Origin of the sequence: Pseudomonas sp. B21-019 (assembly GCF_024749225.1) — a bacterium.
Classification (GTDB): Bacteria; Pseudomonadota; Gammaproteobacteria; order Pseudomonadales; family Pseudomonadaceae; genus Aquipseudomonas.
On sequence record NZ_CP087193.1, the window covers coordinates 5,195,331 to 5,216,669 of the forward strand.

A 21,339-nucleotide genomic window follows, 5' to 3' on the forward strand; every position below is an offset into this window, starting at 1 on the left:
GCAGCGAGGTTCAAACTGCCGCCTTTGTCGCTGGCAATACACCAGCGTCTTTCTACTTATAAGCAAGCCTCTGCGCGTCGCGCAGTTTGACCATTAATTCAGGGACCCGGACATGGAACTGGTTGTAAAAAGCGTTAGCCCGGAAACGTTGAAGACCGCCACGTTGGTAGTCTCCGTCCGCGAAGGCCGCAAGCTCGGCACCGTTGCCAAACAACTCGACGAACTGAGCGGTGGCGCTATCAGCGCAGTGCTCAAGCGCGGCGACCTGGCCGGCAAAGTCGGCCAAAGCCTGTTGCTGCACAGCCTGCCCAACCTCAAGGCCGAACGCGTACTGCTGGTGGGCGTGGGCAAGGATGAAGAACTGGGCGATCGCCCGTTCCGCAAAATCATCGCCGGCATCCTCAATACCCTGAAAGGCCTGGGCGGCAGCGATGCAGTGCTGGCCCTGGACGAAGTGGTGGTCAAGGGCCGTGACAGCTATGGCAAGACCCGCCTGCTGGCCGAAACACTGGTGGACGGCGAGTACATCTTCGAACAGTTCAAGAGCCAGAAAGCCGACCCGCGCTCCCTGAAGAAAGTCACTCTGGTGACCATCAAGGCGGCACAGGCTGAAGTCGAACGCGCCGTGGCCCACGCCACCGCGATCGCCAACGGCATGGCCTTCACCCGTGACCTGGGCAACCTGCCGCCGAACATCTGCCACCCGACGTTCCTTGGCGAACAAGCCAAGAACCTGGGCAAAGAGTTCAAAAGCCTGAAAGTCGAAGTCCTCGATGAGAAGAAGATCAAGGACCTGGGCATGGGCTCGTTCTACGCCGTCGGCCAGGGCAGCGCCCAGCCACCGCGCCTGATCGTCATGCAATACAACGGCGGCAAGAAATCCGAGAAGCCATACGCCCTCGTCGGCAAAGGCATCACCTTCGACACTGGCGGCATCAGCCTCAAGCCGGGCGCCGGCATGGATGAGATGAAGTACGACATGGGCGGCGCCGCCAGCGTGTTCGGTACGCTGCGCGCAGTGCTTGAGCTGAAACTGCCGATCAACCTGGTGTGCATCCTGGCCTGCGCCGAGAACATGCCGAGCGGCAACGCTTCGCGTCCGGGCGACATCGTTACCACCATGAGCGGCCAGACAGTTGAAATCCTCAACACCGACGCCGAAGGCCGTCTGGTGCTGTGCGATGCCCTGACCTACTCCGAACGCTTCAAGCCGCAAGCGGTGATCGACATCGCCACCCTGACCGGTGCTTGTGTCGTGGCACTGGGCGCCCACACCTCGGGCCTGCTGGGCAACAACGACGAGCTGATCGGCCAACTGCTGAGCGCCGGCCAATCCGCCGACGACCGCGCCTGGCAACTGCCGCTGTTCGATGAGTATCAAGAGCAGCTGGACAGCCCGTTCGCCGACATCGCCAACATCGGCGGCCCGAAAGCCGGCACCATCACCGCCGCTTGCTTCCTGTCGCGCTTCACCAAGAACCTGAACTGGGCGCACCTGGACATCGCCGGCACGGCCTGGACCAGCGGCGGCAAGGACAAGGGCGCCACTGGCCGTCCGGTTCCCCTGCTGACCCAATACCTGCTGGACCGCGCCAAAGCCTGAAACCAATGACCTCGGACGGCGTCACTTTCGAGTGACGCCGTCCGTGGCTCAGGAACCGCAATGACCAAAGTCGACTTCTATATCCTGCCCAGCGCCGATCCTTCGGCGCGGCTGGATTTCGCCTGCAAGCTCACCGAAAAAGCCTGGCGCATGGGCCACCGCATTTACCTGCATTGCAGCGATGCCGCCCAGCGTGATGCGCTCGATGCGCGGTTGTGGGCGTTCAAGGGCGAAAGCTTCGTGCCCCACGGCCCAGCCGAAAGCGAGCCGGACGGTTTGATTGTGCTGGGTCTTGGCGATGACTGCGGTCAGCATCAGGATCTGCTGGTCAATCTCGACCTGAAAGTCCCGGCCTTTGCCAGACAGTTCGCCCGCGTGGCGGAAGTGGTGGTGGAAGACCCGGCGATTCGTGCGGCTGCGCGGGAGAGTTTTCGTTTCTACCGCGAACAGGGCTATCCTCTGCAAGATCACCGTTTACAGCGACTCTGAGCATTCCGATGGACACTCCAAAACCACCGCAAAAGTCCGTGCACCTGCTGGAAGACCTTGAGTCGATCCGCCAACTGCTCGGCGATGACAACCTGCAACCGCCATTGCTGACCGACGCCGTCATTGAAGGCGACCAGGAACAGATTCCCATGCTGTTCGACACCGTCGGCCATGCGCCGCAGGTCGAACCGCCACCACCCGCCCCGGCCGCCCAGCCGGTTCCTGCCGCCAACAAGGGCCCCGATGCCCTGTTGCACCTGGATAGCGAGCTGCGCGCCGCCGCGCAATTGATCATGCAAGACGTGATCGACGACTTCGCCCCGCACATCGAAACCGAAATCAAACGCCGGCTGGATGCGCGGATGGAACGGTTGCTTAGCCAGTACGAGTAACCTTGAGCCGAGCGGGCTTCCGTGGCGAGGGGGTTTACCCCGTTGGGTCGCGAAGCGGCCCCAATATCTGCCATCGTGGTGCATCTGGCGCACCCACACATCGGTTTTACGACTGCTTCGCAGCCGAACGGGGGTAAACCCCCTCGCCACAGTCCGCCCCTGCTCGCCCTACGCCCCGTGCCCCGCTATACTTCCCGGCTTTTCCTGAATAAATGCCAATAGGGTCCCGCCGCGCATGGATAAGACCTACCAGCCGCACGCCATTGAAACTTCCTGGTACAACACCTGGGAGTCTGAGAATTACTTCGCCCCGCAAGGCGCGGGCGAGTCCTACACCATCATGATCCCGCCGCCGAACGTCACCGGCAGCCTGCACATGGGTCACGGCTTCAACAACGCGATCATGGACGCCCTGATCCGTTTCCGCCGCATGCAGGGTCGCAACACCCTGTGGCAGCCGGGCACCGACCACGCCGGTATCGCCACGCAAATGCTGGTGGAGCGTCAACTCGAAGCCCAGGGCCAGAATCGCCACGATCTGGGCCGCGAGAAATTCCTCGAGAAAGTCTGGGAATGGAAGGATCAGTCCGGCGGCAACATCAGCCGTCAGATCCGCCGCCTCGGCTCATCCGTGGACTGGAGCCGCGAGCGCTTCACCATGGACGACGGCCTCTCGGAAGCGGTGAAAGAAGCCTTCGTGCGCCTGCACGAAGACGGTCTGATCTACCGCGGCAAGCGTCTGGTCAACTGGGACACCAAGCTGCACACGGCGATTTCCGACCTTGAAGTGGAAAACCACGACGAGAAAGGTTTCCTGTGGAACCTGAAGTACCCGCTGGCCGATGGCGCCAAAACCGCAGAAGGCAACGACTACCTGATCGTCGCGACCACGCGTCCGGAAACCATGCTCGGCGACGCCGCCGTGGCCGTTAACCCGAACGATGAACGCTACAAAGCCCTGATCGGCAAATTTGTCGAGCTGCCGCTGGTCGGCCGCCGCATCCCGATCATCGCCGACGATTACTGCGACCCTGAATTCGGCACCGGTTGCGTGAAAATCACTCCGGCCCACGACTTCAACGACTACGAAGTCGGCAAGCGCCACAACCTGCCGCTGCTGAACATCTTCGACAAGAATGCCGACGTGTTGCCAGCAGCCCAAGTGTTCAACCTCGATGGCAGCGTTAACGAGCAGATCGACGGCACACTGCCCGCCGATTTCGTCGGCCTCAACCGCGAGCAGGCCCGCAAGGAAATCGTCGCGGCGTTCGAAGCCGCCGGCCTGCTGGTCAGCGTCGATGACCACGCCCTGAAAGTGCCGAAAGGCGACCGCTCCGGCACCATCATCGAGCCGTGGCTGACCGACCAGTGGTACGTGTCCACCAAGCCATTGGCCGAGCCGGCCATTGCTGCGGTTGAAGACGGCCGCATTCAGTTCGTGCCAAAACAGTACGAAAACATGTACTTCTCGTGGATGCGCGACATCCAGGATTGGTGCATCAGCCGTCAGCTGTGGTGGGGCCACCGGATTCCGGCCTGGTACGACGAGTCGGGCAAGGTCTATGTCGGTCGCGACGAAGCCGAAGTGCGTGCCAAGCACAACCTCGGGCCGGACGTTGCGCTGCAACAAGACAACGACGTTCTGGATACCTGGTTCAGTTCGGGCCTGTGGACCTTCTCCACCCTGGGCTGGCCGGAACAGACCGAATTCCTGAAGAAATTCCACTCCACCGACGTGCTGGTGACCGGTTTCGACATCATTTTCTTCTGGGTTGCCCGGATGATCATGCTCACCATGCACCTGGTGAAAAACGAAGACGGCACGCCACAGGTTCCGTTCAAGACTGTTTATGTGCACGGTCTGGTGCGTGATGGCCAGGGCCAGAAGATGTCCAAGTCCAAGGGCAACGTCCTGGACCCGCTGGACATCATCGACGGTATCGAGCTGGAAGATCTGGTGCAGAAACGCACCTCCGGCATGATGCAGCCGAAACTGGCGAAGAAGATCGAGAAGCAGACCCGCGACGAGTTCGCCGACGGCATCGCCAGCTACGGCACCGACGCCCTGCGCTTCACGTTCTGCTCGCTGGCGTCCACCGGTCGCGACATCAAGTTCGACATGGGCCGCGTCGAAGGCTACCGCAACTTCTGCAACAAGATCTGGAACGCCGCGCGCTACGTGCTGGACAAAGGTGAAGACTGCGGCCAGAACGGCGAAGCCTATGAGCTGTCCCTGGCGGATCGCTGGATCATTTCGCAGCTGCAACGCACCGAAGCCGAAGTGACCCGTCAGCTCGATCAGTTCCGTTTCGACCTGGCGGCACAAGCCTTGTACGAGTTCATCTGGAACCAGTATTGCGACTGGTACCTGGAACTGTCCAAGCCTGTGCTGTGGGACGAAAACGCACCGGTCGAACGTCAGCGCGGCACCCGTCGCACTCTGGTTCGAGTGCTGGAAGTCGCTTTGCGCCTGGCTCACCCGTTCATGCCATTCATCACCGAAGAAATCTGGCAGCGCGTTGCGCCGCTGGCCGGTATTCAAGGCAAGACGATCATGTTGCAACCTTGGCCAGTGGCCGTTGAGGCACGCATCGACCAGGCTGCCGAAGACGATATCGAATGGCTCAAGGGTCTGATGCTCGGCACGCGTAACATTCGTGGCGAGATGAACATCGGTCCAGGCAAGCCGCTGAACCTGTTCCTGAAAAACGTCAGCGCCGAAGATCAGCGCCGTCTCACCGAGAACGAAGCCCTGCTGAAGAAGCTGGCTCGCCTGGAATCGATCACTGTTCTGAAGGCTGGCGAAGAAGCACCACTGTCCGCCACCGCACTGGTTGGCGAGATGGAAGTGCTGGTGCCGATGGCCGGCCTGATCGACAAGGACGCCGAACTGGCGCGCCTGGACAAGGAAATCCTGCGTTTGCAGGGCGAAGTTCAGCGCGTCGGCGGCAAGCTGTCCAACGCCGGTTTCGTCGACAAGGCCCCGGCCGAAGTCATCGAGAAGGAACGCGCCAAACTGGCTGAAGCTGAACAGGCTTTGGGCAAGCTGGCGGAGCAACATGCGCGGATTGCCAGTTTGTAACGGCACATCGCAATAAAACAGGGAGGCCCCAGCGGCCTCCCTTTTTTATGCCCGCCACATACTCCCAAACACCCGTTGCCACAGGGACATGCAGCGATCTTCACAATTGGGTGAGCAGCAGCTGGATGTGGGACAATACCCGCCACTTTTAGCCATACCCGAATCGACCTCGCCCATGACCGCCCCCAGCACACCCAAACCTGCGCGCAAAAAGCCTAAACCCGCGACCCCGGCCAAAGCCGTGGAGCCACGCGAGAAGGCCAGCCTGCACCCGCGCAATCGCCATCAGGGTCGTTACGACTTCCCGGCGCTGATCAAGACCACGCCGGAGCTGGCGAAGTTCGTGATCATCAATCCGTACGGCAAGGAGAGCATCGACTTCGCCAGCCCGGACGCGGTGCGAGTGTTCAACCGGGCGCTGCTCAAGGCGTTCTACGGTATCGCCCATTGGGACATCCCGGCCGACTACCTGTGCCCGCCGGTTCCGGGCCGTGCCGACTACGTGCACTTCCTGGCCGACCTGCTGGCCAGCGTCAACGACGGCGAAATCCCTCGCGGCGCGCCAGTCAAGGTGCTCGATATCGGCATGGGCGCCAACTGCGTCTATCCGTTGATCGGCTACAGCGACTACCGCTGGCACTTCCTGGGCTCGGAAATCGACCCGATAGCCGTAGCCTCAGCCAAAGCCATCGTGCAGTCCAACGGGCTGAACAAAGCCATCCAGCTTCGCCAGCAAACTAATCCCAAGCACATTCTGCTGGGCTTGCTCGAACCCGGCGAACGCTTTGACCTGACGATGTGCAACCCGCCGTTCCATGCCTCGATGGACGAGGCGACCAAGGGTAGCGTGCGTAAATGGCGCGCGCTGGGCCGCGCCGACCCAAAACGCAAACTGCCGGTGCTGAACTTTGGCGGGCAATCGGCCGAACTGTGGTGTGAAGGTGGCGAGGCACGGTTTGTGACGCAACTGATCGCCGAGAGCGCGCACTTTCAACACAAAGTGCTTTGGTTCAGTACCCTGGTCTCGAAAGCCTCGAACCTGCCGGCGATCCAGACGGCGCTGAAAAAGGCCGGCGTATTGGAAAGCCAGGTCGTGGAAATGTCCCAAGGGCAGAAGCAAAGCCGTTTCGTCGCCTGGACCTTCCAGACCAAATCCGAGCAACAGGTCTGGCGCGAACGCTGGGCCCGTAAAAGCTGAGTAACAACCGAGACAGCGATTGAGCCTGATCAATCGCTGAATCGCAGACACAAAAAAACCGTGCCCGGATTGCTCCGGAGCACGGTTTTTTTTAACAAGTCTTACTTGTTAACAGCGTCGGTCAGGCCTTTGGCCACAACCAGCTTGATCACTTTCTTGGCAGCGATTTCGATGGCAGCGCCAGTCGAAGGGTTGCGGCCGGTACGGGCAGGACGCTCAGTCACTTTCAGCTTGCCGATACCTGGCAGAGTGATTTCGCCGCCGTTTTCCAGCTGATCGGCAACGATTTGGCCCAGTTGGTCCAGAGCGTTACGCGCGGTGGTTTTTGGCGCGTCGATAGCTTCAGCGATGTCGGCGATCAGTTGGTCTTTAGTAAGAGCCATTGTAGTGTTCCTTCCCTATCAAATTCATATGGATTGCAGAGTGCAGTGTCAGCCATCGAGCCCGATCTTCTGGATCTGGCACCCTCGGCCATAACCACGACGAGTCGGGGTTATAGATACCGAAATCAGGGTTTGGTTCGACCTGACAAATGCTGAATGCACGCTTAACGCAGTGACTTCGCGTAAGACCGGGCAAAACTAGCACAGAGACGGGGAAATATCCGCCTCTAGCTACCCATTTGGTCAGCTTTATTGCTCTAAATCGGGAAAAAATCACATTAGGGTCGCCGCAGAGCTTCGAATTGCCCTTCGGACCACGCCAAAACCAGTGGTTGCGGTACACTGGGCGCTTTTTCGGGGGAGCACGCCCTCCTCTCTTCAATCAGCCGAGAAGCCCATGCCGATCCGTCATTGCATCGTCCACCTGATCGACAAAAAACCCGACGGCACACCCGCAGTTCTTCACGCCCGCGACTCTGAACTGGCTGAGTCCGCGGCCATCGAGAACATGCTCGCCGACCTGAACGAAAGCTATAACGCCAAACAGGGCAAAGCCTGGGGGCTGTTCCATCCGGAGTCCGGCGCGTTTCCATTCAGCGGCTGGCTGAAGGAATACCTCGACGGTGGTCGTGATTTCACAGCCTTCAGCCGGGTGGCGGTCGAGCATCTGCAAAAGCTGATGGAAGAATCCAACCTCTCGGTCGGTGGCCATGTGCTGTTCGCGCATTACCAGCAAGGCATGACCGATTACCTGGCCATCGCCCTGCTGCACCACAGTGAAGGCGTGGCGGTGACCGATCAGCTGGACGTGACCCCTTCACGACATCTGGACCTTGGCCAGTTGCACCTCGCAGCGCGGATCAACGTCTCCGAGTGGCAGAACAACAAGCAGTCCAAGCAGTACATCTCGTTCATCAAAGGCAAGAACGGCAAAAAGGTTTCGGAGTACTTCCGCGACTTCATCGGCTGTCAGGAAGGCGTCGACGGCCCCGGCGAAACCCGCACCCTGCTCAAGGCGTTCAGTGACTTCGTCGAAAGCGAAGACCTGCCGGAAGAGTCCGCGCGCGAGAAGACCAAGACCCTGGTGGATTACGCCAGCAGCCAGGCCAAAATGGGCGAGCCTATGGGCCTGGAAGAATTGTCCGAACTGATCGATGAAGATCGCCCGAAAGCCTTCTACGATCACATCCGCAACAAGGACTACGGCCTGTCCCCGGAGATCCCGGCGGACAAGCGTACCCTGAACCAGTTCCGCCGCTTCACCGGTCGCGCCGAAGGCCTGTCGATCAGCTTCGAAGCGCACCTGTTGGGCTCGAAGATCGAATACGACGAAGAAGCCGGCACGCTGATCATCAAGGGTCTGCCGACCCAACTGACCGACCAGCTCAAGCGACGCAACTGATGCTCGGTGGCGTGTTGAAAAAATTCCTGCTGATTCTGCTGGTGGTTGTGGTTTACCAGAACTGGGGCAAGATCGAGCGGGTACTTCACCCCTCGCAGGTGGTGTCCGAGCAGACCCAGGCCAAGGCCAACGTCGTGCTCTACGCCACTGACTGGTGCGGCTACTGCAAGCTGACCCGGCGCTTCCTCGATCAGAAAGGCATTCCGTACAAGGAATTCGATATCGAGAAGGATGCCGTGGCGCGCAAAGCCTATGAGGCGCTGGGGGGACGCGGGATTCCGCTGATCGATGTGAACGGGACGCTGATTCGCGGGTATGACCCGGACCAGGTGCTTGCGGCGCTGAAGTAACCCTTAAAATCAAAAGATCGCAGCCTTCGGCAGCTCCTACAGAGTTCACACCGATCCTGTGTAGGAGCTGCCGAAGGCTGCGATCTTTTTGCGTTTTCTGTCACCAAAGCATTTCAGAGCAGATCAACGCGCTTCGATACGAAACCCGAACCGCGGAAAGTGCACATGCACCACACCGGCCCGCTCGTCTTCACGGCGCAGAATCAATTCCTCGCTGCCGGCAAACAGCAATTCCCCCGCCACCGGATCAACCCCGTAATCGGTCGCTGCAATCACCACCTGCTGGCCGACCTCAAAGCCGTTCGGCTCATCGAACTGCTCATCCGGCAATGCGGCCGGTGTGGCATTGCGGGCAATTTCCAGCGCTTGCTCGGCCGTCATCTCGCTGAATGCGCCATGACCAAAACCCATCACGCGGCCAAACCACGCCAAAACGGCCGGATAAGCATCCACCAACGGTGACGTCACGTGCGTCGCCTTGAGGAACCACAGCGAATGAGCCAGGGCAAAGTCGGCAATCGACGGTTCACCGAACAGGAAATCCCCCTGCTCGCGCTGAAGCTGTTGCTCCAGACGCGCCATGATCGTTGGCCACTGATGCCGGGCCTGCTCGGCTGACAACCGAGTGGCACTGCCACCGCTGAACAAACCGGCGCGATCGGCCAGGAATGCCTTGATCGCTTCCGGCGACAATTTGCCGAAGCGCACCGCTACCGATTCTGGCTGGAACACCAGGCTGACCGCATGCTGGAACACCACCGAATCGGCCCACGCCGCAAAGGTCGCCGTGACCATTTCCTGGCCTTCCGGGAAAAACGCCGGTGAAGCTTTTTCCTGCTCCAGACGACGAGCGATCAACCCGGTGTCGCAATAGACATCGGCACCAATCTGCAACACCGGCGTCTTGCGGTAGCCGCCGGTCAGGGCCGTCAGATCGGGTTTGGGCATCACCGGCGAGATCATCACAGAGCGCCAGGACAACCCCTTGAAGCCCAGCAGCAAGCGAGCCTTTTCGGCGAAAGGGGACGTCGGGTAATGATGCAGAATCAACTCGGACATGCTCGGCTCCGCCGCTCGGATAAGGAGCCCGCAGCTTAACGCGCAATCGGCAGGCAGCCTACCCATCTGCCTGATGGGCACTTATCAGTCAGATTGATAAGCCCGCGGCCGCACTCGCCACCAGACATTCCTTGGCGCTTTTCTTGAGTTTTTTGATTAAGCGCTCCTGACGCAGCGCTTCGCTTTTGTCGCGGCAAGCTTCGGTATAGACCAGCGCCACGGCCGGGCTGGACAGGAAGAAGCGCGCACCTTTGCCACTTTGGTGGGTGGCGAAGCGGCGAACGGGATCGTCGCTGATCCCGCAGTAGAGCGAACCATTGGCCGCGCGAACGAGGTAGACGAACCAGGGTTTGCTGACGGGCACCGACGGTTCGGCGGCAATGACGGAAGATTCGCTCGAAGTGCTCACGTGACGATCAAGGCTTGATAGGAAACAAGCCGCGATCTTATCAGCGACTGGCCTGGAATGCCTTCAGGCCCTTCAAGGCCTGAGCACGCACGGCGTTTCTCACCACTGGCGTCCAGCCCAACAGCAGCCCTTTGAAACCCAGCGCCTGACGCGACCAGCGCCACAGATCAAAACTGTCGTGGTGCTCGCAGATCTTGCCGTCGCGAAACACGAAACGCGCCTGAATGTCATTGACCACGATATTGCCGGTCTGGCTGAACAGGTACGTCGCCACCCAATGGGCGCCGCCGGTGCGCTCATCGCTGCGTACGTTATCGAAGGTCAGGGAGAAGTCCTTGGCGCGGGTAGTGAGCATGCGCCACATATCGCCGGCATCGCGCCCGCGCAGTTCGCCGAACGCCGGATCACTGAACACCACGTCGTCGGTATAGCAGGCGCTCATGGCCTCGGAATCCAGCCGCTGAAAAGCCTGGTAGAAGCGGGTGATCAAGGCGTCGTGGGCATCACTCATGGACAGTCTCCGGAGAATAGGCAGATTGCCAGCACGATAATCTGCAAACAGACGAAACACCATCAGCATTCGTGACGGGAATACCCTGATGTGCGCCGAAGCCTAATGCGCCATGCCGTTGTCACGAGCATAAGCAAAGAGATCCACATCCGTGGAAATGCCCAGCCTTTGCATGGCCATACTTTTTTGTTTGCTGATCGTTGAAACGCTGCGTTTGAAGTAGCTGGCGATTTCACTGACGGTCATGCCGCTGGCGAGCATTCTCACCACTTCATGTTCTTTGGCCGACAGCGAAGGGGAATGCGACTGAGCAGTGGTGTCTGCCTGAGCGAGCGCCGTACGCAAGGACTCGCTGATGAAACGCCGCCCTTCGCTCACCGATTTGATCGCCAGGGGAAGCTCCGTCGCTGAGGCATCCTTGGCAACGATCGCCATCACGCCTTGAGCGAACGCCACTCTCAGCGTCGCAACGTTGGCAAACATCGTGACCAGAATAATCGGTGTCGAAGCGTAGTGACGTCGAACCGTGCTCAGCATCTTCAATCCATCGGCCTGTTGGTTGCCCGGCATGGAAAAGTCCGTGATCAACAGATCGCAAGGCGTGGTTGAGAGAAGGCTCAACAGGCTGTCCGGACCATCGGCCTCACCCACGACCACACATGTGCGGCTTAGATCGATGAGCATCCGCAATCCAATGCGGACAACAGGATGGTCGTCAGCAATAATTACGCGCATTGTCGGATTTATCCTGTTTGGCGACTGGAATACGCGAAAAATAACGCCGTCCTATTCCAACCACAACGACCAATCCCGACCGCATAACCACCTGCCCCAACGTATCCGGGACTCTGTCCTTTCTCTGATAAAACAAAAGGAACCGCCCTACGTTTTAAAGCTACGTAGCTCACACCAAAAGACTACAGACAACACTTCAGAAAATGAGATCTGTAGCCCTCCATGAACTTTCATACACGCGGCCACCCTTTTTCGTATTAGTTGCATTCCGCCCGGCTACCCCGATCGATAGATTGCGCCCTGTCCGCACAGGGCAACTCCCCAACAATCTTTCATCAAAGAAGAACCGACACATGAACAAGAATGTATCCCTCCTCGCGGCTGCTTTGCTGCTCACCGGCGCATCGTCCGTTATTGCCGCCTCCAGCACGGACCTGACCGTGAAGGGTCTGATCACGCCGAATGCATGCACACCCGTATTGGCCGGGGGCGGCATCGCCGATCACGGCAAGTTTTCCGTACAAGACCTCCATCCCGACAAAACCACTTACTTGTCTGAAATCATCATGCAAATGACAGTGAGCTGCGATGCCGCGACGCCGTTTGCCATCAACCCGATTGATAACCGTGCAGGCACAGGCACTTCGGGTGCTTACTTTGGCCTGGGACTGATCAACACCAACGAAAAGCTGGGCCACTTTCGCGTTGTTCCGCGCAATGTGATGGCGGACGCCACCCACGCTCAAGCCATTCTCTCCACTGATGGCGGCGAGACCTGGCTGAAGGAAGGGTCCACAGCATTCTGGGGGGTCAATAACATCTGGAGTGTCGGAGCCCTGGGGCCCGTCATTGCGCCAATCGCGATGAAGGACCTGAGCCTTGATCTCTATGTGCGTACCGGCATCGCCCCCACCAACAGCCTGACCCTCACTGACGAAGTCACACTCGATGGCTCCGCAACGCTCCAGATCAAGTACCTGTAACCCTCCCTCGTCAACGGGCAACACCTGGTACACGGCGCTGCCCGCTCACTCAAAGGACGACCCATCATGGACAGATGCTCCCTTGCTCTATTGACTCCTCTGGTAATCGCCTGCGCCCCCGTGGCCTTAGCCGCCAGCAGTGCCGACCTGCGCGTCACCGGCCTGATCACACCCAGCGCCTGCACACCCAGCCTGTCCGGCGGCGGCATTGTCGACCACGGCAAAGTCACAGTGAAAGATTTAAAGCCGGACCAGCCCACAGCCCTGAAAAGGGGCACGTTGTACCTGGAGGTGAATTGCGATGCCACCACGCCGTTTACCCTGACCACGATCGACAACCGCGAAGGTTCTTCCGCCATCCACCCCAATAGTCACGGGCTAGGCGTCGTCAACGACGACCAGAATCTGGGCAGTGTCGCTTTCGGCCTGTTCGATACGGTGGCCGATGGGGTTGCGGTGAAAACCATCATCTCCCGCAACGGCGGTGCCTCCTGGCGAGTGTCCTCCTACCTGGGGCACGCCGGCCTGACTGCGTTCGCGGCATTGACCGACCTGAGCACACCCATCGCCATCAAGGATTTGCGCGCGCGGCTCACGGCGTTTACCACCATCGTTCGCGCGAACGACCTGACGCTGACCGACGAAATCCCCATCGACGGGCATGTCACCGTGCAGCTGAACTATTGATCTGCCGGGGCTCCAGCTCCTTTTTTTCGAACATTCAACGAGACACGTCATGACGATGTTTTCCAGTGTCACCCGTCATCTGTTCCATTCCGGCATCGGTGCATTCGCCCTGTTGCTGAGCGCACTGGCTCAGGCCGACGGCATGGTGCCGAACACTTCTGTGGTCATCGTCAACGAGGCCGACGGCGAAGCGTCCGTGTCGGTGACCAACACCGATGCCAACCTGGCGTTGATGCACGTCACCCTCGAAGACATTGCCGAGGACAGCGAATCGCTGGTGTTCGTGACGCCACCGCTGGCGCGTGTCGAAGCGGGCAAAACCCAATTGGTGCGGTTCATTCTGCAATCGGAAAAACCCCTGCTCACCCAGCGTTTGAAACGGGTGATCTTTGAAGGCATCCCCCAAGGCAAAGCCCCCGCCGAGGCGGGGCAGGCACGGGTCGGCGTGACGGTGCGCCAGAACTTGCCGGTGATCCTGCACCCCAAGGGCCTGGCGCCCAATCGCACGCCGTGGACCGACCTGCAATGGTCGCTCAAAGACGGTCAATTGACCGTGCGCAACGACACGCCTTACGTGGTCCGTCTGGGCCAGGAAGTGCAATTGCTGCCGGCGGCGGGCAACGCGATGTTGCCGAAAACCTACGTGCTACCCGGTGAGCACATCAGCATCAAGGTACCCGAAGGCGCCGCCACGCAGGTGCGTTTTCAACCGGCGACGGTCTACGGCTTTGCGGTGCCGCATTACGAGGCGCCTATCCAGTCCTGAACCACCCTGACGGCGTCATTCAGGAACGATGAGCGCCAATGTTTCAAGGCGACGGCCGTCTGGCCGTTGCCACAGGAGTGCCTGTAACCGCACGCCGCAATAACCCAAGTGAACCTGATGACCACAGTATCGATTTACCGTGATGGCGAAGCCGTGCCCGTGATTCGGGTCGGCGCTCGCCCTCATCCATGGCGGCGAACCACGGTGGCGTTGCTACTGAGCAACGCGCTGATGATGCTCGACGCCCACGCAGAGGTGTCGTTGCCGGCGTCGTTCGACAAGGACACGTTGCTGCAGCGAGGCATTGATCCGGCGCTGGCGACGTTGCTGATGCAGGCACCGCGGTTCACGGCCGGCCAGCACCCGGTCACGCTCAGCGTCAACGGCCAGCGCCAGGGCCGGGTCAACGTCACGTTCGATCACGAAGGAGCGTTGTGCTTCGATCGCGCACTGCTCGATGCGGCGAACCTGAAGGTACCCGTTCTTACGCTGGAGGATGGCCAGTGCCACGATTTTCTTGGCACCGCGCCGCAGACCGCCATCGAACCGGACCCCGCGAGCCTTGCCCTGTCGTTGATCGTGCCCAACGATGCGATACGCCCCATTGCCCGGGATTTTTCCGGCTACCAGACCGGTGGTATTGCCGGCTTGCTCAACTACGATGTCACCGGTTTGCACAGTCGTTCAGGCGACAATTCGAGCCGCTACGCCTCGGCCAACACCGAACTCGGATTCAATGCCGGTGACTGGATCGTGCGCAGCCGTCAGGTACAGACCTGGCAGGACGACATCTCCCGCATAACGCACATTGCGGCCTACGCCCAGCGCACCTTCGCCCGTCAGGAAGCGGTGCTGCAGGCGGGTCAGATCAACCTCTACAACCCGGTGCTTGCCGGTGCGCAGATCACCGGCGTGCAAGTGCTGAACGAGCAAGCACTGCAGGTCGAAGGGCAAAGCGCGGTCATCGAAGGAATTGCCAACAGTCAGGCACAGGTCGAGGTCCGCCAGAACGGTTCGCTGATCCATTCCACGGTGGTGCCCGCCGGCCCGTTCGCGCTCACCAACGTGCGGCGGCTCAACACGCGCTCCGACGTTGAGGTCACGATCAAGGAGGCCGATGGCAGCGAGCGCAGCTTTACCGTTCCCGCCGCGATGCTGGGGGTCACTTTGCCAGCGCCCGGTTACTCGTTCGGTGCCGGCCAGGTGCGCAGTGTCGGTGACGCGCAGGGTGGCGATCCCTGGGTGATCAGCGGCGGCTGGAGCGGTGCGCTCACCCAGCAAGTGTTGGTGAGTGCCGGTCTGACCGGCGCCGCCGACTATCGAGCGACGGGCGCCAGCGTCGGCCTGTTGCCCTCACCCGCCACCCAGGTGCAAGCCACACTGACCGGCGCAGACACTGGTGGCAAACAAGCCAGTCAGGGACTTCAGTCTGACCTGAGCCTCTCGCACCGGTTGAGCGAGCAGTGGGCGCTCAATGCCGGCAGCTCTTATCGAACTCTGGGCTACCGGGAACTGGAAGAGGCGGTGTTCGCCACTTCTTCCGACAACAGCAAGTCCCGTTACCGCGATCAGCAAAGCGCGGCCCTGTCGTGGTCGCATCCATGGCTCGGCGCCTTCAGCAGCGGCTTCAGTCGGTCCAGCTCGTTCGATGGCCAAAGCAGCAGCCGCGCCCTCGCCTCCTGGGGGACCAGCCTCGGCGGTGTGTCGGTCTCGGCGACCGCCGAATGGCAGGTCAGTGGCGCGAACCGCAACGATGACAGCGTTTACCTGAACCTCAGCATTCCATTGGGCGAGAACCGACGGGCGCGCACCTGGGTGCGCAGTTCCGCCGGCGAATACCGCAGCGGCGTCGGCCTGAGTGAACAAATCAACGATCAACTGGCATACAGGGTCGGCGTCGAACACGACACGCGCGACAAACAGGTGCAGTCCACGGCCGGCGTTTCGCTGCTGCCGCGCTACACCCAACTGGACCTCAACTACACCCGCGCCGACGCCGAACGCTCCAGCTATCAGGCCAGCGCCCGTGGCGGCGCCGTGCTCCACGGCGGTGGCTTGACGCTGTCGCCGTACCCGGTGAGCGACACCTTTGCGCTGCTATCGGTGGGCGACATGGGTTCCATCAAAGTGTCGACGCCCAGCGGTCCGGTGTGGACCGACTGGCAAGGTCAGGCGGTGATCCCGCAGGTGGCGGCATACGGCAACAGCCCGGTGGAAGTCGACACCAAAACCTTGCCGCGCAACGCCGACATTCACAACGGGTTGGCGGTGATTTCGGCCGGTCGCGGTGCGGTCGACAACGTTGAATTCAGCGTCACGGTGACCCGTCGAGCCTTGCTCAAGGCTACCACCGCCAACGGCGCGCCCCTGCCGCGTGGTGCCGCCGTGAACACCGAGGATGGCCAGTTCGTGACCCTGGTGCAGGACGGTGGATTGGTGTTTCTGCCCAACGTACTCGACCGCCGCGCGCTGTGGATCACCGCACCGGGGCTGGAGCGCTGCGAGCTGCGCTTCAAACTGCCCGCCGACGCGGACACCCACGCGTACTACGAAACCGCCCCCGCCAAGTGCCGAGCCCTCTGAGGATGACTTTATGAACCTGTCGCGCTATCTGCTTTTGACCCTCGCGCCACTGGCACTGAGCGGATTCACGCCACTGGCCTCGGCGTCCACTGACGACTGCCAGTTCAACCTGAGCCAGCTGGTGCTCGATTACGGGTTGATGAACCGGGCGATCCGCCCCGATGCCGCACCGGAACGACACCTCGGCGAGCGCCAGCTCAGCCTGACGTTGAGCTGTTCGCAGCCCATCGACATGAGCCTGTTTTACCGGGCCATGGCCGCGACCGCCGACCGCTTTCACTTTGCCGAACGCGGCAGCTATCAGCTGCGTATTCGAGACGCCGTGCTCGACGGCCAATCGGTGGAGATCGGATTGATTGCCGGGACCAGTCAGCCGCCGGCCGTAACGGCATCGAACCTGATCTGGCGACCGGAGCACGGGGTCGTGCCGGTGCGGGCCGGTGTGCCGGTACAGGGCCGCAGTTTCTCGGCGCAACTTGAGTTGACCGCCTGGGTTCAAGAGCAAGGGATGCAGGTGCGTGACGCTGTGACCTGGGAAGCCTTCGGGGTGTTCGACGCCATCGGCGCAGGACGCACCCGCGAGGCGACCTTGCGCGCCCGCTTCGCCCCGGCGGCCTGTGAGCCGGTGCTGTCCAACGGTGGTGTGGTCGACTTCGGCACACTGTCGAAAAAAAACCTCAACGCAGACAAGAACACACGCCTGCCACCCAAATCGTTGACGTTGATGGTCGGCTGCGACGCGCCGGCGTCCTTCGCCTTGATCATGCATGACAACCGCGCCGGCTCGGCGACAGTCGACAGCGAGATTGACTACGGGCTGGGCAAGGACAGCCGCGGCAACAAGATTGGCCAGTACTCACTGAATGTGAATCCGGCCGACGCCAATGCCGACGGCTTCGCCCGCCTCTATCGAACTGACTCCTCCACCGCCGGCACAGCCTGGAGCATCGGCAGCGCCCACCCGATCCCCATAGGCCAGACCCGTTACCTGGCGTTCACCGACAGCGCCGGCAGCAGCGTCGGCCCGGCGCTGATCCAGAACCTCAGCACCACGGTGACCGTCGACGCCGTTATCGCCCCCACCAACAACCTCGACCTGAGCACCGCCATCGAGCTCGATGGCGCGGGGACGATCGAGATTATTTACCTGTAATACCCAACCCGATCCTGCTGGATCCGGGGTGCACTTGAGCGGTTCGGGGCAGTCAGGACACAACCTTAGAAGTGAGTAAACAATGATTAAAAAGTACTTTGCAGCACTTTCCGCCACCGCGTTGATCGGCGTTGCGCCTTATGCAATGGCGGCTTCGAGCACTGACCTGACTGTCACAGGTATCATCACGCCGAAAGCTTGTGCACCTTCGCTGTCCGACGGAGGAATGGTCGACGTCGGCAAGGTACAGGCAACAGACCTCCTTCCAACCCAGTACACGAGAGTAGGCAGTCATCCGATGCAATTGACGGTCGCGTGTGATGCGTCAACTCTGTTTGCACTTAACGGTATAGATAATAAAGCCGGAACATCATCGTCCAACCAGTATTTCGGATTGGGTTTGACCAGCAATAACGAAAAATAGGCTATTTCACGCCATCGATCCAAAGCGCTCTTGCGGACGGACAACCTGTGCACTCGATCAGATCAATTGATAACGGCGCGAGTTGGACGCGCTTCTATCAGATCCTTAAGGATAACCTCACATCGACAAGCGCTGTCGGCACTCTCATTCCAATCTCCGTGAAAGACCTCACCATGGAACTGACGATTTACACCTTCATTGCCCGGGCCGACAGCCTCACCTTAGCCGACGATGTCGCTATCGACGGTTAAGCAACATTTGAAATGAAGTACCTGTAAGCCGTGCACCTTGCCCGAGGTCATGCTTCGGGCAAGAACCGATTCCGCTCACCATAAACAGCGCAACGGTGATGCGGTACCGGCACACGGCAAACCCACGAAAAGGATTTTCATGAATGAACAAATACTTCGCAGCCCTCTCCGCAATCCTACTAATCGACACCCCACCCCACGCTCTCGCAACATCTGCGGTTGACCTCACCGTCAAAGGCACCATCACCCCACTCGCTTGCACGCCGATGCTGTCCAACAGCGGTCTCGTCGACTACGGAAAAATCTCCCGGCAGGACCTCAGCGTCGACAAACGCACGCGACTGCGAGACCAGACGCTCGACCTCATCATTCAGTGCAACGCGCCCGCGCGTTTTGCCCTGCTGATGCACGACAACCGCGACGGCTCGGCCATCGTCAACAGTGAGATTTACTACGGCCTGAACCACGACCGCAGCCACAATAAAATCGGCTTGTATTCGCTCAACTTCGATCCGGCCAGCACCGTGGTCGACGACCTGACGCAGGTCTATCGAACCGACTCCACCACGGGCGGCAAAGCCTGGAGTTCGTCGAACAGCCAGGTCATTCCGATTGGCGCCAAAAGCTATCTTGGCTTTACCGACAGCGCAGGCAGCAGCGCCGGCCCGATTGCCATCCGCACTCTGACCAGTCGTGTGACAGTCGAAACGGTCATCGCGCCGACCTCCGAGCTGGACCTGAGCACCGAAGTGCAACTCGACGGTTCAGCGACGCTGGACGTTGTTTACCTATAGTCAGACCTTTTCGCTGACCACCTGAACGTATAGCGAACGTCCAGCACCGAGGCCGGCGATGATCGCGCCGAGGCCGATGACACCGAAGATCCAGCCCAGCGCTGTCCAGCCGCCGGTCCAGTCATGCACCACACCGACCGCGAACGGGCCCATGGAGGCCAGGGTGTAGCCGAAGCCCTGGGCCATGCTCGACAGGTTGGCTGCGACATGAGCATCCCGCGAGCGCAGCACGATCAGGGTCAATGCCAGGCTGAACGTAGCGCCCTGCCCCAACCCCAGCAGGATTGCCCAGCCCCACAGGCCGTCGATCGGCGCATAAAGGCAACCGAACAAGCCGCCGAGGGTCATTGCCATGACGATCACAATCGCCAGCCGCTGATCCTTGCCACGGGTCGCCAGCCACGGCGCCGCCAGCGAGCTGATCAACTGGACAATCACCGAACCCGACAGCACCAGACCGGCCTGGGTTGGCGTCAAACCGCGACCGATCAGAATCGACGGTAGCCAACCGAATACGATGTAGGCCAGAGACGATTGCAGGCCCATGTACAAGGTCACTTGCCAGGCCAGCGGATCGCGCAACAGGCCTCGGACCCGATAGGCAACGTGGTGCGCGCCGTGTTTCTGACCGACTTGCGGCAACCAGAACATGGCCGCGACCAAGGCCGGAACCACCCAGAAGCCGAGGCCCAGGGCCCAGCTGTTGTCGAAGTGTTCGCTCAACGGCACTGTCGCGCCAGCCGCCATGGCCGCGCCCAGGCACAGCGCCATGGTGTAGACGCCGGTCATGGTGCCGGCCTGTTTCGGGAAGTCGCGCTTGACGATGCCGGGCAGCAGCACGCCGATCACCCCGATGCTGGCGCCGGCCAGCACGCTGCCGGCGAACAGGCCGACCTCGCCGAACGAGCTGCGCAAAATGATCCCGCCAGCCAGCATCAGGAGAATCCCCAATACCACCCGCTCGGCACCAAAACGTCGCGCCAGCACCGGCGCCAACGGCGCGAACAGACCGAGGCAAAGTACCGGCAAGGTGGTCAGCAAACCGGCCTGGGCAGCCGATAGCCCCAGTGTTTTCGAGACCTCGCTGAGCATCGGCGCCATGCTCGACAGCGCCGGACGCAGGTTCAGCGCCACCAGAATCAGGCCTAGCAGCAACAGCCACGGTCGCCGCAGGAGTGGGTGACTTTGCTGAACCTCTGCATCATCGGCCTCGGCGTCGATCAACAGCTCTTCGAGCTCCGCCGTACGCTTGAGCTCAGTGATGCGGCTGTGGCTGGCCTGCTGACTGGACATCGGGTTCTCGGTTTCAAGGTTCATTGATCAACTGTCTCGTCAGGGCTTTGGCCCGCTCCGGATCACGTTGTTCGACGGCATCGAGCAGTTCGATATGCAGGTCGAACACCGCCTGGCGTCGGGGGGTGATGTTCAGGGTCTGACGCAACTGTGCGCCGACGATGCTGGAGAAGTAGCGATACAGCTCACTGAGAGTCGGGTTGTGCGCCGCGTCTACCAGACGACGGTGAAACACCAGGTCGCAGGCGATGTAGGTGTCGAGATCGCCGTGGTAGTGACTGCCGCTGACGCCCAGCGCCTCGCGCAACGCCACCAGGTCTTCTTCAGTACGGCGTAACGCAGCCAGACCGATGGCTTCGACTTCCAGAATGTGCCGGGTTTCCCGAGCCTGCTCCTGAGAGCAGCGGGACAGCGCCTTCATCGTATCCAAAGGATCGACTACCGCCCGCAGATAACTACCGTCGCCCTGGCGGATCTCGATCAACCCGGAAAACGCCAACACGCGCATGGCTTCGCGCACGGTGTTGCGACTGATGCCCAGCTCAGTCGCCAATTCCGGCTCGGTGGGCAAACGCTGGCCGACCGTCCAGACACCTTGATTAATGCGCAGGCGCAACTGGTCCAGGGCCTGATCAACCAAGGATCGTTTAATTAATGGAGAAATATCTGACATAGATTCGCCCTTTCATCCAATCATAGGATGAATTTTCTGACATGTTAGTCAGCTTCGTCCGGGGCGACAACCCTTCTACAGAGGCGGGGACAAATCGAGGGCAAAAATAAACCCGGAAC

The 21,339-nt window shown here is 60.5% G+C and carries 21 protein-coding genes; 14 read left to right on the plus strand and 7 right to left on the minus strand.

Annotation, left to right across the window (positions count from 1 at the left end; genetic code table 11):
- The first annotated feature begins 112 nt into the window (after nt 1-112).
- From LOY36_RS23250 to rlmF, 5 genes are all read left to right on the plus strand, one after another.
- Nucleotides 113-1,603, plus strand: coding sequence for a leucyl aminopeptidase (locus LOY36_RS23250; RefSeq protein ID WP_258671093.1), 1,491 nt, complete (start codon nt 113-115; stop codon nt 1,601-1,603).
- A 60-nt stretch (nt 1,604-1,663) separates the two neighbouring features.
- A complete protein-coding gene (locus LOY36_RS23255; RefSeq protein WP_018927096.1) occupies nt 1,664-2,092 on the plus strand; it encodes a DNA polymerase III subunit chi in 429 nt (142 codons plus the stop codon).
- An 8-nt stretch (nt 2,093-2,100) separates the two neighbouring features.
- Entirely contained in the window at nt 2,101-2,484 is a 384-nt protein-coding gene (locus tag LOY36_RS23260) for a hypothetical protein (RefSeq protein WP_019647751.1), read from the plus strand.
- 235 nt (nt 2,485-2,719) lie between these two features.
- On the plus strand, nt 2,720-5,566 hold the full coding sequence (locus LOY36_RS23265) for a valine--tRNA ligase (protein ID WP_258671094.1): 2,847 nt from the start codon (nt 2,720-2,722) through the stop codon (nt 5,564-5,566).
- 175 nt (nt 5,567-5,741) lie between these two features.
- Nucleotides 5,742-6,764 carry a 23S rRNA (adenine(1618)-N(6))-methyltransferase RlmF gene (gene rlmF / locus LOY36_RS23270; RefSeq protein ID WP_028940334.1) on the plus strand — a complete coding sequence of 341 codons (1,023 nt, stop codon included), beginning with the start codon at nt 5,742-5,744 and terminating at the stop codon, nt 6,762-6,764.
- Nucleotides 6,765-6,865: 101 nt separating this feature from the next.
- Here the strand turns inward: rlmF and LOY36_RS23275 are convergent, their stop codons facing one another.
- Nucleotides 6,866-7,147 (minus strand): HU family DNA-binding protein, encoded by a 282-nt coding sequence (locus LOY36_RS23275; RefSeq protein ID WP_007905514.1) that lies wholly within the window; start codon nt 7,145-7,147, stop codon nt 6,866-6,868.
- A gap of 397 nt (nt 7,148-7,544) precedes the next feature.
- Here LOY36_RS23275 and yejK point away from each other — a divergent pair, with 397 nt between their 5' ends.
- Together yejK and LOY36_RS23285 are read left to right on the plus strand one after the other, a co-directional pair.
- Nucleotides 7,545-8,549, plus strand: coding sequence for a nucleoid-associated protein YejK (yejK, locus tag LOY36_RS23280; RefSeq protein ID WP_018927100.1), 1,005 nt, complete (start codon nt 7,545-7,547; stop codon nt 8,547-8,549).
- A complete protein-coding gene (locus LOY36_RS23285; RefSeq protein ID WP_019647748.1) occupies nt 8,549-8,899 on the plus strand; it encodes a glutaredoxin family protein in 351 nt (116 codons plus the stop codon). The genes yejK and LOY36_RS23285 overlap by 1 nt, the downstream gene beginning before the upstream one ends.
- 123 nt (nt 8,900-9,022) lie before the next feature.
- Here LOY36_RS23285 and LOY36_RS23290 read toward each other — a convergent pair whose 3' ends face one another.
- From LOY36_RS23290 to LOY36_RS23305, 4 genes are all read right to left on the minus strand, one after another.
- Nucleotides 9,023-9,958 carry a glutathione S-transferase family protein gene (locus LOY36_RS23290; RefSeq protein ID WP_019647747.1) on the minus strand — a complete coding sequence of 312 codons (936 nt, stop codon included), beginning with the start codon at nt 9,956-9,958 and terminating at the stop codon, nt 9,023-9,025.
- Between the two features lie 88 nt (nt 9,959-10,046).
- Complete coding sequence (locus tag LOY36_RS23295) at nt 10,047-10,367, minus strand: GIY-YIG nuclease family protein (RefSeq protein ID WP_019647746.1); 321 nt, start codon at nt 10,365-10,367, stop codon at nt 10,047-10,049.
- Nucleotides 10,368-10,407: 40 nt separating this feature from the next.
- Nucleotides 10,408-10,878: a nuclear transport factor 2 family protein gene (locus LOY36_RS23300; protein ID WP_258671095.1), complete on the minus strand. Its 471-nt coding sequence runs from the start codon at nt 10,876-10,878 to the stop codon at nt 10,408-10,410.
- Between the two features lie 102 nt (nt 10,879-10,980).
- Nucleotides 10,981-11,613 (minus strand): response regulator transcription factor, encoded by a 633-nt coding sequence (locus LOY36_RS23305; RefSeq protein WP_026345668.1) that lies wholly within the window; start codon nt 11,611-11,613, stop codon nt 10,981-10,983.
- Between the two features lie 353 nt (nt 11,614-11,966).
- Between LOY36_RS23305 and LOY36_RS23310 the strand changes: the two genes are divergently transcribed.
- The 7 genes from LOY36_RS23310 (at nt 11,967) to LOY36_RS23340 (ending at nt 19,254) form a co-directional block, all read left to right on the plus strand.
- Nucleotides 11,967-12,596, plus strand: a complete 630-nt coding sequence (locus tag LOY36_RS23310) for a DUF1120 domain-containing protein (protein ID WP_258671096.1) — start codon at nt 11,967-11,969, stop codon at nt 12,594-12,596.
- Nucleotides 12,597-12,662: 66 nt separating this feature from the next.
- Complete coding sequence (locus LOY36_RS23315) at nt 12,663-13,283, plus strand: DUF1120 domain-containing protein (RefSeq protein WP_026345667.1); 621 nt, start codon at nt 12,663-12,665, stop codon at nt 13,281-13,283.
- Between the two features lie 49 nt (nt 13,284-13,332).
- The gene (locus LOY36_RS23320) at nt 13,333-14,049 is read left to right on the plus strand and encodes a fimbria/pilus chaperone family protein (protein ID WP_258671097.1); all 717 of its coding nucleotides are present in this window, start codon (nt 13,333-13,335) and stop codon (nt 14,047-14,049) included.
- A gap of 117 nt (nt 14,050-14,166) precedes the next feature.
- Nucleotides 14,167-16,632, plus strand: coding sequence for a fimbria/pilus outer membrane usher protein (locus tag LOY36_RS23325; protein WP_258671098.1), 2,466 nt, complete (start codon nt 14,167-14,169; stop codon nt 16,630-16,632).
- A 10-nt stretch (nt 16,633-16,642) separates the two neighbouring features.
- Complete coding sequence (locus tag LOY36_RS23330; RefSeq protein ID WP_258671099.1) at nt 16,643-17,785, plus strand: DUF1120 domain-containing protein; 1,143 nt, start codon at nt 16,643-16,645, stop codon at nt 17,783-17,785.
- Nucleotides 17,786-17,867: 82 nt separating this feature from the next.
- On the plus strand, nt 17,868-18,209 hold the full coding sequence (locus tag LOY36_RS23335) for a DUF1120 domain-containing protein (RefSeq protein ID WP_258671100.1): 342 nt from the start codon (nt 17,868-17,870) through the stop codon (nt 18,207-18,209).
- Nucleotides 18,210-18,603: 394 nt separating this feature from the next.
- Nucleotides 18,604-19,254 carry a DUF1120 domain-containing protein gene (locus LOY36_RS23340; protein WP_258671101.1) on the plus strand — a complete coding sequence of 217 codons (651 nt, stop codon included), beginning with the start codon at nt 18,604-18,606 and terminating at the stop codon, nt 19,252-19,254.
- On the opposite strand, the gene LOY36_RS23345 is transcribed toward LOY36_RS23340, so the two are convergent.
- Nucleotides 19,255-20,571: a CynX/NimT family MFS transporter gene (locus tag LOY36_RS23345; protein ID WP_258671102.1), complete on the minus strand. Its 1,317-nt coding sequence runs from the start codon at nt 20,569-20,571 to the stop codon at nt 19,255-19,257.
- On the minus strand, nt 20,561-21,220 hold the full coding sequence (locus LOY36_RS23350) for a FadR/GntR family transcriptional regulator (protein ID WP_258671103.1): 660 nt from the start codon (nt 21,218-21,220) through the stop codon (nt 20,561-20,563). Before LOY36_RS23350 ends, LOY36_RS23345 begins: the two co-directional genes overlap by 11 nt.
- Between the last annotated feature and the right edge of the window lie 119 nt (nt 21,221-21,339).

Excerpts from the sequence above, each read along its gene's own strand:
- LOY36_RS23290 (WP_019647747.1), bottom strand. The coding sequence starts at position 9,958 with ATGTCCGAGTTGATTCTGCATCATTACCCGACGTCCCCTTTCGCCGAA.
- LOY36_RS23285 (WP_019647748.1), top strand. The coding sequence starts at position 8,549 with ATGCTCGGTGGCGTGTTGAAAAAATTCCTGCTGATTCTGCTGGTGGTT.
- LOY36_RS23310 (WP_258671096.1), top strand. The coding sequence starts at position 11,967 with ATGAACAAGAATGTATCCCTCCTCGCGGCTGCTTTGCTGCTCACCGGC.
- LOY36_RS23345 (WP_258671102.1), bottom strand. The coding sequence starts at position 20,571 with ATGAACCTTGAAACCGAGAACCCGATGTCCAGTCAGCAGGCCAGCCAC.
- LOY36_RS23300 (WP_258671095.1), bottom strand. The coding sequence starts at position 10,878 with ATGAGTGATGCCCACGACGCCTTGATCACCCGCTTCTACCAGGCTTTT.
- LOY36_RS23260 (WP_019647751.1), top strand. The coding sequence starts at position 2,101 with ATGGACACTCCAAAACCACCGCAAAAGTCCGTGCACCTGCTGGAAGAC.
- LOY36_RS23265 (WP_258671094.1), top strand. The coding sequence starts at position 2,720 with ATGGATAAGACCTACCAGCCGCACGCCATTGAAACTTCCTGGTACAAC.
- LOY36_RS23325 (WP_258671098.1), top strand. The coding sequence starts at position 14,167 with ATGACCACAGTATCGATTTACCGTGATGGCGAAGCCGTGCCCGTGATT.
- yejK (WP_018927100.1), top strand. The coding sequence starts at position 7,545 with ATGCCGATCCGTCATTGCATCGTCCACCTGATCGACAAAAAACCCGAC.
- LOY36_RS23315 (WP_026345667.1), top strand. The coding sequence starts at position 12,663 with ATGGACAGATGCTCCCTTGCTCTATTGACTCCTCTGGTAATCGCCTGC.
- LOY36_RS23335 (WP_258671100.1), top strand. The coding sequence starts at position 17,868 with ATGATTAAAAAGTACTTTGCAGCACTTTCCGCCACCGCGTTGATCGGC.
- LOY36_RS23275 (WP_007905514.1), bottom strand. The coding sequence starts at position 7,147 with ATGGCTCTTACTAAAGACCAACTGATCGCCGACATCGCTGAAGCTATC.
- LOY36_RS23305 (WP_026345668.1), bottom strand. The coding sequence starts at position 11,613 with ATGCGCGTAATTATTGCTGACGACCATCCTGTTGTCCGCATTGGATTG.
- LOY36_RS23350 (WP_258671103.1), bottom strand. The coding sequence starts at position 21,220 with ATGTCAGATATTTCTCCATTAATTAAACGATCCTTGGTTGATCAGGCC.
- LOY36_RS23340 (WP_258671101.1), top strand. The coding sequence starts at position 18,604 with ATGAACAAATACTTCGCAGCCCTCTCCGCAATCCTACTAATCGACACC.
- LOY36_RS23250 (WP_258671093.1), top strand. The coding sequence starts at position 113 with ATGGAACTGGTTGTAAAAAGCGTTAGCCCGGAAACGTTGAAGACCGCC.
- LOY36_RS23255 (WP_018927096.1), top strand. The coding sequence starts at position 1,664 with ATGACCAAAGTCGACTTCTATATCCTGCCCAGCGCCGATCCTTCGGCG.
- rlmF (WP_028940334.1), top strand. The coding sequence starts at position 5,742 with ATGACCGCCCCCAGCACACCCAAACCTGCGCGCAAAAAGCCTAAACCC.
- LOY36_RS23320 (WP_258671097.1), top strand. The coding sequence starts at position 13,333 with ATGACGATGTTTTCCAGTGTCACCCGTCATCTGTTCCATTCCGGCATC.
- LOY36_RS23330 (WP_258671099.1), top strand. The coding sequence starts at position 16,643 with ATGAACCTGTCGCGCTATCTGCTTTTGACCCTCGCGCCACTGGCACTG.